Source organism: Paenibacillus sp. NPDC058174 (assembly GCF_042883865.1).
Classification (GTDB): domain Bacteria; phylum Bacillota; class Bacilli; order Paenibacillales; family Paenibacillaceae; genus Pristimantibacillus.
This window is the reverse complement of record NZ_JBHVUY010000003.1, coordinates 60,038-73,395: the sequence shown is the minus strand read 5'-3', so window position 1 is coordinate 73,395 and position 13,358 is coordinate 60,038. Positions and strand designations below refer to the sequence as shown.

11 protein-coding genes are annotated in these 13,358 nt (G+C 50.5%); 1 reads left to right on the top strand and 10 read right to left on the bottom strand.

The genetic code is table 11. The features are described 5' to 3' along the window. Position 1: 1 nt before the first annotated feature. The 5 genes from ACFVVF_RS16590 to ACFVVF_RS16570 all read right to left on the bottom strand — a co-directional run bounded on the left by ACFVVF_RS16590 (position 2) and on the right by ACFVVF_RS16570 (position 6,710). Complete coding sequence (locus tag ACFVVF_RS16590) at positions 2–2,800, bottom strand: type I restriction endonuclease subunit R (RefSeq protein ID WP_387811700.1); 2,799 nt, start codon at positions 2,798–2,800, stop codon at positions 2–4. 257 nt (positions 2,801–3,057) lie between these two features. Beyond that, positions 3,058–3,537: a 23S rRNA (pseudouridine(1915)-N(3))-methyltransferase RlmH gene (rlmH, locus tag ACFVVF_RS16585; protein ID WP_387813102.1), complete on the bottom strand. Its 480-nt coding sequence runs from the start codon at positions 3,535–3,537 to the stop codon at positions 3,058–3,060. 5 nt (positions 3,538–3,542) lie between these two features. Further along, complete coding sequence (locus tag ACFVVF_RS16580; RefSeq protein WP_188889925.1) at positions 3,543–3,710, bottom strand: CxxH/CxxC protein; 168 nt, start codon at positions 3,708–3,710, stop codon at positions 3,543–3,545. A gap of 607 nt (positions 3,711–4,317) precedes the next feature. Further along, positions 4,318–5,268 (bottom strand): acetylxylan esterase, encoded by a 951-nt coding sequence (locus ACFVVF_RS16575; protein ID WP_387811695.1) that lies wholly within the window; start codon positions 5,266–5,268, stop codon positions 4,318–4,320. A gap of 62 nt (positions 5,269–5,330) precedes the next feature. Further along, on the bottom strand, positions 5,331–6,710 hold the full coding sequence (locus ACFVVF_RS16570; protein ID WP_387811692.1) for a S1C family serine protease: 1,380 nt from the start codon (positions 6,708–6,710) through the stop codon (positions 5,331–5,333). A gap of 435 nt (positions 6,711–7,145) precedes the next feature. Between ACFVVF_RS16570 and ACFVVF_RS16565 the strand changes: the two genes are divergently transcribed. Next, entirely contained in the window at positions 7,146–7,388 is a 243-nt protein-coding gene (locus ACFVVF_RS16565; protein WP_387811690.1) for a hypothetical protein, read from the top strand. Here ACFVVF_RS16565 and ACFVVF_RS16560 read toward each other — a convergent pair. From ACFVVF_RS16560 to yycF, 5 genes are all read right to left on the bottom strand, one after another. Then, positions 7,357–8,163 (bottom strand): MBL fold metallo-hydrolase, encoded by an 807-nt coding sequence (locus tag ACFVVF_RS16560; RefSeq protein ID WP_387813099.1) that lies wholly within the window; start codon positions 8,161–8,163, stop codon positions 7,357–7,359. The two genes, ACFVVF_RS16565 and ACFVVF_RS16560, sit on opposite strands and share 32 nt — an antisense overlap. Before the next feature lie 75 nt (positions 8,164–8,238). Then, positions 8,239–8,988 carry a two-component system regulatory protein YycI gene (gene yycI, locus ACFVVF_RS16555; RefSeq protein WP_387811687.1) on the bottom strand — a complete coding sequence of 250 codons (750 nt, stop codon included), beginning with the start codon at positions 8,986–8,988 and terminating at the stop codon, positions 8,239–8,241. 47 nt (positions 8,989–9,035) lie between these two features. Next, the gene (locus ACFVVF_RS16550) at positions 9,036–10,628 is read right to left on the bottom strand and encodes a YycH family regulatory protein (protein ID WP_387811684.1); all 1,593 of its coding nucleotides are present in this window, start codon (positions 10,626–10,628) and stop codon (positions 9,036–9,038) included. Beyond that, positions 10,625–12,466, bottom strand: a complete 1,842-nt coding sequence (walK, locus tag ACFVVF_RS16545) for a cell wall metabolism sensor histidine kinase WalK (protein WP_387811681.1) — start codon at positions 12,464–12,466, stop codon at positions 10,625–10,627. Before walK ends, ACFVVF_RS16550 begins: the two co-directional genes overlap by 4 nt. 2 nt (positions 12,467–12,468) lie before the next feature. Then, positions 12,469–13,236 carry a response regulator YycF gene (yycF, locus tag ACFVVF_RS16540; protein ID WP_387811678.1) on the bottom strand — a complete coding sequence of 256 codons (768 nt, stop codon included), beginning with the start codon at positions 13,234–13,236 and terminating at the stop codon, positions 12,469–12,471. Positions 13,237–13,358 lie beyond the last annotated feature (122 nt).

Here is a 13,358-nt window from a genome sequence, read left to right as displayed (position 1 = left end):
TTTATGCTGCCACCTTTTTTGTAAGTTCTATAATCTCGTTGATTTCCGCAGTGGTAAATAAGCCTCGGATTCCTTGCGGATGTAATACCGTAAAGGGAGATTCGATCAGATCCCGCCTTTGCACGGTCTCTTTCTCCAATATAAATTCCTTCAGCAGGATTAGGAAATCTAGTTGCCGGGAGCTTAGATTCGTATGGCTATGTATGAATTGATCAAATGCCCTGGTGACTGTTTCAGGAAAGCTTTCTAATAGTTCAAGTCCCATAATATGCCTAATGAACTGCATGAACTTTGCTTTTCGGTTTTTATACACATTCTTAAGTAAATCTTCGGTGATATGCGGATGCTCATCATGCAATAGTGTGGCAAGCTCCTGTGCTTCATCTTCGGAAATCTCTATTCCTTCTTTGATCTTTTGCAGAATGGGGTTACTCTCTGTAAGCTCCATAATGAGCTTCTCCACCATTTCACGATACTTAGAGATACTGACTGCTGAATGTTCGGGACCGAATTCCACCATTTCTTTTATTTTCAGTGAATCGATAAAGTCATACTGAGCAGGTCCAAGAGGTTTAACATCAATATCCCGATATTTCATAAGAGCAGATAACCTTACAGCAAGCTCGTCGAATGTATCGTCTGTTGCCTTTGCCCAATAGTTATTTGTTTGAGCGAGCATAATAATAGCCTCTTCCTTGGCCACAATATTAACCGATAGCGGAAGTTCGCTAACCAATTCTACAATGTTATCCTTTAATGTCTCGAGTTTCCTTTGTTCATTAGCCAACATCGCCAACGATGCTTCAAGTAGATCTTTCTGGAATCGCATTGCCTTGAAATCCGTTTGTGAAACCGTTCGAAATAGTGGTTTTATGGTAGCATGCAAGAATTCAATTTTGTCATGCGTTAATTTCGTCCAGAAATTATCATCCTCTATCTTGTGTAAGTCTGTAGCTGACTCCTGAATAACCACTGAGTTTATCGGGAGTTCCTGAATTTGTTGTCGAAGCTTATCAATCTCTTTCTCAGCAATGTCATCGTTGTGCAAATCGAGTGCCTTTTCAATCTTATCAAGCCTGATACCAACAAAAATCACAGGGAGCGGAATTTGAGCAGTAGGTTCTTTGCCCTTGGGGTTGAGCTTGAAATATTCAAAGTTGTCCCAGCAATCCAGAATAAGGAACCGGTCTTTTTCAGTACACCAGGGCTTTATTTTATGTGATTCTAATAGCCGAGTACCCCGACCAATCATCTGCCAGAACTTGGTGTAAGAATAAACTGGCTTAGCGAAAACAAGGTTAACCAGTTCTCTAATATCAATTCCTGTATCCAGCATATCAACACTAAGTGCAATGCGAGGCATATCGTTATTGGTGAACTGATCCAGGAGTCCGCCCTTCCCAGAAACACGTGGATCATCCGAGACAAGCACCTTAGCCAATTCACCTGCGTATTCCGGGTAAAGTGAGTCAAATATTTGCTCGATCCGCCGGGCATGAGACTTGGAAGAACAGAAGAATATCGTTTTCCCAGGCAAGACACCGTTTGTATCTTTGATTGATTCCTCCATGAACTCTCTCACAATGAGCGCATTGGTACCTTTATTGATAACCGTCTTCTCCAACTCAGTGCCTTCGAAATTGATCTCTTCAACCTCTTTACCCTCAAGGATTAATCGCTTTTGGTCTTCCAAGGAGATCGTCCGTTTGCTAATACCTTCATCCTGAAACTTAGTATGTATCTTCATCACTTGAAAATTGCACAAGTAAGGCGGAATGTGATTAACTGCCTCCTCATACGTGTAAGCGAATGTTGGAAGACCATCGTCACAGTTGAATAGCTTGAAAGTGTTATGGTCAATGATATCTGTTGGAGTAGCCGTTAATCCAAGATTGATCGCCTTGAAATAATCGAGCACTTCTCCGTATGTGTTATATATGGAGCGATGACTTTCATCAATTACAATCAAATCGAAAAAGTGTGGTGAGAGGGTATTGCCTTCTTCCCTTATAATATTAAGCATTGTAGGATAGGTTGAAATATAAATACGGCGATCTTTCGCAATTAACTTCTCACCAACCTTAGGCCAACGGGGTTCATTGGGCAAGTGTTCCTTGAAAGCAGTTAGTCCCTGCTCCCTTAAAGCTATTCTATCCACCAGAAATAACACCCGTTCAGCATGGCCTGCACGCATTAGAGCATCCACAAGGGCAATACAGGTTCTTGTTTTCCCGGTTCCCGTGGCCATCACTAGAAGAAAGCTCCGTTGTTTCTTCTCTATTCCTTCCATCACTGCACGAATCGCACGAATCTGATAATCCCTTCCGGCAATTTCAGTGTTTATTAGCTCATCAGCAAGTCGTTTTCTATTTTCCCGAATATATTGGAATCGCTCTAAATCATCTCGGCTTGGAAACCCAACTACTTTTCTAGGTGGGTAATTCTCCAAGTCCCAGAAATGAACCTCAAGACCGTTCGTATAAAAACAGAATGGGAGTTTGCCGCCGTATTGTTTTTGAATGTTGTAACAATACTGTTTCGCCTGTTCCCGACCGATCGCAGCATCTTTGGAAGTCTTCTTAGCTTCAACAACTGCCAGCGGTTTCCCGTCTCTCCCCAACAGAACATAATCACTAAATTGATGTCCTTCATAAGGCGTTCGCGCCTCTGCTATGCCTTCACCTAAAGGTATGGAAATGTCGAACTCTTTTGTAACTTGAGAATAATCGTCAACATCCCAGCCGGCAGCATAAAGTTTTGCATCAATTAGTTCTTTTCGTGTTTCTGCTTCAGACTTCATCGGTTCTCCTATCTGGTGGTTGTCAAATAAGAAAGCTTTTCAACCCCGGAAAAATGAAATATTAGGATCTAATGCTTGAAAACCAACATAAATTCGGATACAAAATAATTCTCATCTGTAACTGCCTCTGATATACTCAGGACATCTCATAATAATTATAATTCTCAAACAATCATCTGTCAGGAAATAAATTGCTAAGTACCCCTTAAAAGTTAATGAGTTTTCAGCTCTCACATTAAACAAACTAAAATTTCGCCTTACTTATGATACGGTTCCCCCCGATTAATCTTCACTGCCCGATACACCTGCTCCACTAGCACCAGCCGCATTAGCTGGTGCGGCAGTGTCATGCGCCCGAAGCTGAGCTTCTGCTGGGCGCGCTGAAGCACGGCGGGAGCCAGTCCCGTGCTCCCGCCAATAACAAAAGCCACGTGGCTGCGCCCATACGTGGCTAACTTATCGAGCTGGGTCGCGAGGTCCTCGCTTGACCAGAGCTCGCCATCCAGCGCGAGCGCGACAACATGGGCGTCCGGCTTCAGCTGCGCTAGAAGCCGCTCTCCCTCTCGCTCGCGCACAATTGCTTCCTCCGCCGGACTCATCGTCTCCGGCGCCTTCTCATCGGGCACTTCCGTGAGCGTGAGCTTCACGTAAGGCCCGAGACGCTTGGCATATTCCGCGATGCCAAGCACAAGATACTTCTCCTTCAGCTTCCCGACCGCCGCAATCTGAATATGCATCCCAGCTACACCACCAGGAACTCGGCGCCTTGCTCGCACAGATCACAACTGCGCGGAGGGTCCCAGTCCGCAAATTCGGTTTTTTCCAAGTCAACGATATCAGGCGCATCCTCATACTCGTCCACAAATTTATCAATAGCCAGCTCTACATGTTGTTTGCATACACAATACATAAGATGTCGATTCCTCTTTCTTAGCCGTGGTTTATTAATCTACCCCAAGCATAGCAGAATTTCCACATGCCTGTGAAGGGAAAAAGACTTCCACTACCCCATTCCCGGTATTTCTGCCCGCCAACTCCACCATTCGCCAGCCTCAAAATGCAAAAATACATTTTAATCGACCTAAAACCGCCGATTTTGCTGCTCTAAATGTAAAAGTGCAGGTGAAACGGCCAAATATAGCCCATTCCCCGCTAAATCCGCCATTCAAAATGCACTTTTGCATTTTGAACCCCATTACAGCCCATTTCACCTCGAACAAAATGTACTTTTACATTTTGCTCCATCTCCACCCCTCTTATCTACTTGTAACCCTGCCCACGTCTCCCGTCATTACTACATCCCGCATCCATACCACTTCTGCATCACATCGCCCACCAGCCAACAACCAACAAAAAAGCGCGTCCCCCAGGACGCGCCCCACACATTTGCTCTCTCAGTTGCTGCTTTTGCAGTTGCTCTTGTAGTTGCTTTTGCAGTTGCTTTTGCAGTTTCTCTCACAGTTACTCTCACAGTTGCTCCCGCAACTGCTCACACAGCTGCTCGCAAGCAACTGTCCTCACAAATGCTTCTTCAAAAACTCCATCGCTTGCCGCTTCTGATAACTGCTCACACTATGACCCGTGAACGGGTAAATGTTAAGCACCTTCTCCGACGGGATGCGGTTGTACGCCGCAAATATAGTCTCCGGCATGCAGACGGTATCCTTCAAGCCAACCGATACCATCACCGGCACCTCGATCATCTCGGCGAGATGCACCATGTCGAAATAGCTGAGCGTATTCAGCACCGCGTTCAAATGCTCGGGGGAACGGTGAACGAATTCAGCCGCTTCCTGCAAGGAGCTGGTCGAGTTCAAAATCCCAAAATCCATATGGCACATGTTCGGAATGTTCGCCACGACGGCGGCCGGCACATTACTTAGAGCCGCCATCATCAGGCTGAGACCTCCGCCTTGGCTGTCGCCATATACGGCGATCCGCGACGGATCAATCTCAGGCTGCTCTGCTACCCATTCCAGCGCCTTCAGTGCATCCACCGTAATCGCTTTGTAGTAGAACTGGTCCTTGTCCAAAATTCCCTGCGTCAGCCAGCCTTTAGTCATCCCATACTCGCTGTCCATTCGGTTGCCGGTCTCGCCGCCTTGGCCGCGGACATCGACAGCGAACACCGCCATACCGAGCAGCGCCCAGTCGGCATACGCCTCAGGATAACCTTTGCCGTCCGTATAGCCGTGGAAAACCACAACACATGACAATGGCCCCATGCCATCCATAAACCTCGGCACGATATACCAGCCTTTCAGCGGGGTATCGTCATAACCTTCATAAGTAACATAATAGACATCAACCGCCGGAAAAGGGGTCTCCGTCAACACTCTCGTCCCGTGAAGCGGACGCATCGCCGCCTCTTGGAAAGTCTGCTGCCAGAACGCATCCAGATCCACCGGCGGCGTCAAATCCGGGTTATAGCGGTACAGCTCCTCAATTCTTTTCTCTATCGCGTTCATACGTTCTTCCTTCCCGGCTTGACCTTGTGACTTCTCTACAACTAGCCTGCCCGCTTCAACCCTTAATCATCTTCATTCGTCTTCTCGCTCAGCTTGAACTTCGCGGTTTTCAGCTTGCCGTCGCGATAATACGTAATTTCAATATCATCGCCGATCTTCTTCTTACCGTACAAATATTTACGCAGCTCCATCGTGCTACCGATGCTCTGCTTATCCAGCTTCGTAATGACGTCGTTGAACTTCAGTCCAGCATCCTTGGCGGGGCCTACTGCTTCCAGCACAATCACGCCCGATAAAATCTCATCCGGCAGCTTCAGCGCCGGCGCCACTGCATCCGATCCGCCTTCGGCATCGCCGGAACCGCCCTCAGAGCCTGCTTTCCCCTGCTGAGCAAAGTATTGCTCCAAATCCATTGTATATACGCCCAAATACGGACGAGGCACATAGCCTTTAGCCATCAGGCTGTCGATGACCGGCATCGCATTGTTGATCGGTATAGCGAAGCCAAGCCCTTCTACGCCGATATCTGCGATCTTCATGCTGTTAATGCCGACAACACGTCCGTTCAAATCGATCAGCGGTCCGCCGCTATTGCCCTGATTAATGGAAGCATCCACTTGGATAACTTCCTGTTCCCAGTCGTAGACGCCATCCTGATTCAAGGACACCGGCACGATTTGCCGCGTCTTGCTCACGATGCCCATCGACAGCGAATCGCCAAGTCCAAGCGGATTGCCAATCGCGATGACAAACTCCCCAGCATGCAGGCTGGATGAATCGCCAATCTCCGCAACCGCGTCGATTCCCTTCGCATTGATCTCCAGCACAGCGAGATCTGTGATCTGGTCCTCGCCAACTACACGGGCTTCCCGGCGCTCACCATTCACGAGAATCGCCTTCACCGACTCCGCACCGACGACGACGTGATAGTTCGTAATAATATAAGCTTTGCCGTCCTGCTTTTTGAAAATAACGCCAGAGCCTACGCCCGCCTCCTGAAGCGTTCCTTCGGAAGCACTGCCTGAATCCTTACTCCCTTTGGAATCATCTGCGGCACTATCGCCACCGCCACTATCGCCATCTTCAGGCACCGAGCCAAATCCATAAGGGAAACGCTGCTCATTGACGATGCTGACAACCGCCGGCCTCACCTTTGCCGATGCTTGGATCGTCCGCTGCTCCAGCGAATCGCTGGCCGCTACCGTAGCAGCAGCAGTTGCGCTTTTACCAACACCGCCGCCGTTATGGCCGCCGCCGAAAAAGACGGAAAACAGCAGCACTGCAGCAACCGCGCTTGTAAAAGAAGAAATAAATGCTATGCGGACATTCGACCAGTTACGGCCGCCGCGTCTATTGGAAAAAAGCCGGTCGTCCTTCCGATGGGAAGAACGCGCGCGTCTTGATACTTTCGTGGAATAGAAATCGTCATCGAATAATCCCATTTGATCGCTCCTCTCGACGCCGGACGAGGCATCAAGATTATTTGTATATCTCTAATAAGCCAATATGACGACTTCTTTCGCTCATGCTATGTTATTGGTCAGTTACTCTCAACTTAACGAAAAGACTTCAAGCTGGCAACCCGATAATGTTTCCATCAATCTAGTATGTAACCGTAACCGTCAGGCTGCCGGACAAAAACATAAGCCCCGCACCTTCCCTTAACTACTTTAAACCTATGCGGGTCTGCCGCATTTCAGAGCAACAATCCTTCTCTTACTCTTACCCGAATATAGACTGCTTTGAAACGTTTCCCGCAAGCGAATATGAATCTTTCTTTCTAGGAATATTTTCGGAACATATGACTAAAATAATAATAGATTCCATCACTTTATTATGCAATTATTTCCTCACTATGAAAGGAGCATCTTCTCACTATGAAAATAACGAAATCCGGTTCCAAATCTGCCTCGCCATCCGCTTGGGAGCAAGTGCAGTTAGCTGCCAAAGTTGCCGATCTGAAGGACGAGCACTACCGTACTGTTCTTACCCTCAGCGCCATGCTGGAGTTGCTTATAGACAAAGGATTGCTGACCCGCGAAGAGCTTGCTCTGAAAGCCGAACAGCTCGACGCTGAGCTGGATTCGCTTATTTCCGCCTCACTTCATCCCATGCCGTAGGCCGGTCATGATACGTTGGGCGGAGCGGATGCTCTTCTTTTTTATAAAACATGCCGTTATTCTCCAGAATGGAGTTCACCGTCAGCATCGCGAGATCCATCATATTATGATCCAGACTGAGGTGGGCCAGGTACACCCGCTTCGTCCGGTCCGTGATCAGCTCGCAAAGCGCTTCTCCGGCTGCTACATTCGATAGATGGCCAACATCGCTTAAAATGCGGCGCTTAATATTCCAAGGATACCGCCCCATCCGCAGCATTTCGGTATCGTGATTCGATTCCAACACGAGTACGTCAGAATCTATAATTTCCCGCTTCACTTTATCGCTCATATAGCCAAGGTCCGTCGCCAGACTCAGCTTCTCGCCATCACACTCGAACGTATAGCCGACGGGCTCTGCCGCGTCATGCGAGATCGGATAGGACTGTACCTTCATCGAGCCGAAGGTGAAGCTCTCGCCCGTCTCCATGATGACCCGCTTCTCCGGCGCAATCGTCCCGATATGGCGTTCCATTCCGCCCCATGTCGCCTCATTGGCGTAGATCGAGAGCTCATATTTGCGCGCGAAAGCGCCAAGTCCCTTAATATGGTCGGAATGCTCATGCGTCACGAACAACGCATCAATCTGATGGCCGGATACGCCTTGCCCGCGCATCAGCTCGTCCATTTTTTTCATACTTAGTCCTGCATCAACCAATACCATCTTATCCCCGCTGCTAACGACAGTCGCATTGCCTGTCGAGCCGCTCCCCAACACTGTAAACGAAAGTCCCATCTTTGCCTTCTTGTCCTTTCTCCCCTGCCCTGCATCAGAATCGGCCCCATGACAAGCCAATCCCTACCCACTACTCTACTTCTCTAGCTGCTGCTGCTCTTTGTCCTGCGCGACTTCCCCGCTGATCGCATGAATATAATAGACAACGCCATCATCCATCAGCACCCGCCAATAAGGCGCCGATACTTGCGTCTCTGTATCAAATGTCTGGCCGTGATAACCAAGCTGAATATCCCGGATAATCGAGCCGTCCGGCAGATTACGCTCGATGAACGGCGCAACAGCCTTCGATGCCGGAAGCACCGTCTGCTCCTTGGACTCGCCAGGACCCAGTACATCGACGCGCACCTGCTTGTAGCTCGTTATCTTCTGATTGCTGTAGAACAGCTCCAGCTTCACATCGAACATTGGCCGGTTATCCGCCACCCGGTAAAGCATCCATACCTTGTCCGTACTCATCGTAATGTCGAACCGGTACTGATCGAGATCGGGAATAATATGGCCGAGCGTCTTTTGCAATTCCGACGGCGAGAAAATAATTTTGCTGTCCACCGGCTGCGCCAGCTTCACTTCTTTCTGTGCCTCCGGGCCGCCGTTCGTTAAGGAATAGGTCAAGTCTCGCAGCTTGGGCGTTTCCGGCGGCAGCGTCGCATCGAGCTCAATCCGCTTCTGCTTCATGATTGTGACCGTCTCCGGCGGCAGCTCCGCCGTATTTTTATTTGCGTTCAGCTGCTCCCGAATATCGCCCCAGAGCTGATAGCCCAGCAATATATTCAGCAGCAGAAACGATATAATAAGTACGCTCTTCGCTCTGCCCCAATCCAACGGTCAACACCTCCGCATCCGCTTCAATTGCTTCGCTTGCTTGCCGCTTAACGCGGCAGCCCCGCATTGCTGCCAAGCTTGATTTTCATCGTACTCGCCTTCAAGCCAGCAGCGGTTCCCGCAGCAGCCCCGTCACTGGTACCCTCACCAGTCGTACTCGCCGTTTTGCCGCCGCCGACCACTGCCTTGCCTGTTGCGGCATTCCCTTTCACATCATCACCCGAAGCATCGGCTGATTCTTTTCCGCCCTTACCATCTGCTGCTTTACCGTCGGTTCCCGTTTTCCCAGCCGGCGGGGCCGTCGTTTCATCTTCCGTCTTAGGCGGTGTGTAGCCTACGGGATAAGCTTGCAACAGCACATCATTCGTGCCATCCTTCAGCAGTACGCCCCATACAGGAACGAACCGCAGCTCGTTATCCTCCATCGGCTGTGCTTGCAGTGCCGGGAAGACCCGGACTGCTTCCGAACGGCGTTCATAATGCTCGAACGCTTTGAGCAAGTCTTCGCCGCCCGGCAGCCATCTTGCCTGCCTGGACTTTGCCTTGTCCGCCAGTGTAATCAAGGAACGGGTATAATCCGTCACTGTGCCTTGCTGCAAGGTCAGCCGGATCGTCCCGTATTGGAAATTCCGCGTTTCAATAACCGGATAATTGTTTAAATACTGTTGGAACATAATCGTTTTGGCTGCTTTGCCGTCCTTATCCGGACTGGCATTCACGAAGCGGTGTACACCATCCCACCCGCCATGCTCATTGACGAACTCGACGGATGCATACACATTGTCACCAAGCAGATTATCCTTGCTTTGCGATGCTGCCGGGTTGGTATACGTAATCCACTTCCCGTTCTGCTCCACTTGGAGTCCCCGTTTGCCGTCGGTGAAAATCTGCGAGCCGTTCCGGTCCTCCAGCGCCTTCGTCGTGCCGGGATCGAAGAACAGGTTGCGCTGCATCAAATCCGGCGAATAAACCTCGTAAGGAAACACCATCTCAACGGATTGCATCGGCTTATCCGGCAAGTAGATGCCATCGGCTGTCACCATATACTTCGTCTGATACTCACCAAAGCCGACATAGTCCTGTACGTCTCGTACCGTCAAATCGGCTTGCGCCGATTCATACACCTTCTCGCCGTCAGCGGTGAAGAAGAAGGTTCGTACATCCTCGGTATCCTTCGTCTTGAAAATCCAGATCCGGTCGATTGTCTCGTTAAGAAACAGCAGATCGCCCTGCACCTTCAACAGCTTTTTCAGCAAATCGACGGGAATGCCGTTATGGAAGCGAAGCTCCACGCCGATATCATTTCTCCGGACATCATCCCAATTGAGGACGTTGACCGGATTACGCTGGAACCCTTTAAATTCACGTCCCTGAATCCGTTCCTTCAGAATCATGTCATAGAACGTTGAGCCTGGGTAAAGCACGGTGTGCTTGTCCCCGCCGAAGTGAATAACCAGCTCCTCTGGAAACACAACATCCTCCACAGAAGCTTCTTCGCCAAGCGGCTCCGCATTAATGTAGTCCTGCTCGGTCTTTACTGTCGCGCCTAAACCCGGCATGCTGTACGCCAGCAGATAGGATTGCAGCAGGCTAAGCCCCACAAGCAGCACCAGCAGCGTCGTCTTCGCTCTCTCAATCATGCGGATTCACCATCCTCTTGCTGCAGCGCCGGAAGCGTGAAAGTCACGGTCGTTCCTTCATTCAGCTCCGAGCTCAGCGAGATCGTGCCGCCATGCGCTTTTACAATTTCCCGGGCAATGGACAGACCAAGGCCTGTACCGCCCATATTGCGTGATCTGGCTTTATCCACCCGGTAGAAACGGTCGAATATGCGCGACAAATCCTTTTTCGGAATTCCGATACCCGTATCCTTGACGCTAATTGCGATCGATGCCGGATCGGGCTTTTGCGCCCCCAGCTCGATGGTGCCGCCATCAAGCGTATACTTAATCGCGTTGGACATCAGATTATCCAAGACTTGGTCAATCTGATCGCGGTCCAGCCAAGCGGTTTTCAAGCTCCTGTCCACCCGGATAGAAGCCCGAATCGACTTCTGCCGCAGCTGGAAGGAGAAACGGTCCGCTACCTCGTCCAGCATTTCATGGACATTCGTCTGCCTTCTGCGGAGCGGCGCCTGATTGGAATCAAGCCGCGACAAATGCAGCAGATCGGTTACGAGGCGGATCATCCGCTCCGTCTCGTTGCGAATAACGCCTACAAACCGCTCCGACAGCTCACGCTCCGACAGCGCGCCATCATCGAGCGCCTCTGCGTAGCTCTTAATCGTCGTCAGCGGCGTCCGCAGCTCATGCGAGACATTGGCAACAAATTGCCGTCTCGACTGCTCCAGCTTCTCTTGCTCGGTAATATCCTGCAGAACCGCAATCGTACCCGTAATCCCCTTGTCCCGCCTGTGAATCGGCGTGAACGTAGCGCGAAGAACACCCTCCGGCTCATCGGTCTCCTGTTCACGCGACAAAATAACAGTCTGCTGCTTGCCTTGCTGCAGCTCGCGAAGCATAGGCTCCGTTAAGCCTAGCAATTCATACAGGCTGCAGCCCTCGCAGCTCTGCACCTCAAGCATCTCAAGCGACCGCCGGTTCCAGATGATCACTTGCCCGTGCTCATCAGCCGCGATCACACCATCACTCATGTTCGACAGAATCGAGCCCAGCTTCTCATTCTCTTCTTCGTTGACAGAGAGCGCTTCTTTCAGCCGTTTCGTCATATCGTTAAAGGCCATGCTAAGCCGGCCGATCTCATCATCACCCAGCACCGGCACCTGCAGGTCAAACTTTCCTTCGGCTACCGCAGACGCTTGCCGCGTCAATCCTTGAATAGGGCTCGTAATCGTATGCGCGAGCAGGATGCCCAGTAAACCGGTTAACCCCAAGGCGATAAGCAGGCCGGAGAAAAAGATCTGATTGACCCGGTTTACCGTATCATACAAGCTGTCCATGGACGCAACCATATAGACGGCCCCTACAACACGCTCATTGTCGTTGTAAGTGACGGGCAGCGCGATAATTTTTTTCCGCACGCCATTCTCGTCGATGACCTCTTCTTCGTTGTCCGAAATGCCCTGCAGCGCCCGGCTAACCGCAAGCGACGTATTTTTCTTGCCGATATAGGATTCCGCCACCTGCAGCGAAGTCGCAACAACCCGTCCGTTGCCGTCCAGCACCTGCACCTCTGTGCCGCTGATACTGAACAGATTGCGCACGACAAGACTAAGGTCCTCTGCACTCTCGCTGCTGGCTTCACTGTCGCTGCTCGGCTTCATCGCCAAATTGCGGGCTGCCAGCTTGGAGAGAATATCGGCCTGCTCCTTCAAGTTGTTCGTGAAATTATCCGTCAGCGACGTCTTCATCGTGCTGATGAAATAGACGCCGATCAATTGCATCGCAACCAGAATCAGCAGCAAATAGATGATGACGAGCTTGACCTGAATGGTGCGAAAAAACCGCTTGCCATTCATGATCAGCCGAACCCTCCCGACTTCGGATTGCGCATCATATAGCCGAGGCCGCGCCGCGTCATAATATACTCCGGACGGCTCGGATCATCCTCGATCTTCTCTCTCAACCGGCGGATCGTCACATCTACTGTACGGACATCGCCAAAATACTCGAAGCCCCATACCGCTTGCAGCAAATGCTCGCGCGTCATCACCTTGCCGCTGTTGCGCGCCATATAGTAGACAAGCTCATATTCCCGATGGGTCAGATCGAGCGGCTCTCCGTCCTTGTAGACAACATACATATCTGTATCGATAAAAAGGTTGAACAGCTTGAGGCCCTGCTTCTCCGGTTCTGCCTGGGCAGCAGCACCGTCGCTTGACTGTCCCGCTTCTGCGGTTGCCGCAGCCGATTCCGCCGCTTTCTGCTGACGGCGTAAATGCGCTTTCACCCGTGCAAGCAGCTCTCGCGTACTGAACGGCTTCGTCACATAATCATCCGCGCCAAGCTCCAGACCGAGCACCTTGTCGATCTCGGTATCCTTGGCTGTCAGCATAATAATCGGCATTTGCAGCTGCTTCGAGCGCACCTCGCGGCACACATCCATGCCATCCTTTACCGGCAGCATCAAGTCGAGAAGCATCAGGTCGGGCGTCTCCAACGTCGCGAGACGAACCGCCTCGCCGCCGTCGAATGCGCAAATAACCTCATAGCCTTCCTTCTCCAAGTTGAATTTCAATATATCTGCAATCGGCTGTTCGTCGTCGACCACTAAAATTTTTCCGTGCATCGTCACACCGCCTGTCGCTTGTCCTCATAATATGCTTCTATCTTACCATATGGACGCCCCGCGTTCACAATTAAAGTTCCTTCATTGCAGCATTTGGCATAAAAAAGAATACCGCTTCAGGC

Excerpts from the sequence above, each read along its gene's own strand:
- ACFVVF_RS16590 (WP_387811700.1), bottom strand. The coding sequence starts at position 2,800 with ATGAAGTCTGAAGCAGAAACACGAAAAGAACTAATTGATGCAAAACTT.
- rlmH (WP_387813102.1), bottom strand. The coding sequence starts at position 3,537 with ATGCATATTCAGATTGCGGCGGTCGGGAAGCTGAAGGAGAAGTATCTT.
- ACFVVF_RS16580 (WP_188889925.1), bottom strand. The coding sequence starts at position 3,710 with ATGTATTGTGTATGCAAACAACATGTAGAGCTGGCTATTGATAAATTT.
- ACFVVF_RS16575 (WP_387811695.1), bottom strand. The coding sequence starts at position 5,268 with ATGAACGCGATAGAGAAAAGAATTGAGGAGCTGTACCGCTATAACCCG.
- ACFVVF_RS16570 (WP_387811692.1), bottom strand. The coding sequence starts at position 6,710 with ATGGGATTATTCGATGACGATTTCTATTCCACGAAAGTATCAAGACGC.
- ACFVVF_RS16565 (WP_387811690.1), top strand. The coding sequence starts at position 7,146 with ATGAAAATAACGAAATCCGGTTCCAAATCTGCCTCGCCATCCGCTTGG.
- ACFVVF_RS16560 (WP_387813099.1), bottom strand. The coding sequence starts at position 8,163 with ATGGGACTTTCGTTTACAGTGTTGGGGAGCGGCTCGACAGGCAATGCG.
- ACFVVF_RS16550 (WP_387811684.1), bottom strand. The coding sequence starts at position 10,628 with ATGATTGAGAGAGCGAAGACGACGCTGCTGGTGCTGCTTGTGGGGCTT.
- walK (WP_387811681.1), bottom strand. The coding sequence starts at position 12,466 with ATGAATGGCAAGCGGTTTTTTCGCACCATTCAGGTCAAGCTCGTCATC.
- yycF (WP_387811678.1), bottom strand. The coding sequence starts at position 13,236 with ATGCACGGAAAAATTTTAGTGGTCGACGACGAACAGCCGATTGCAGAT.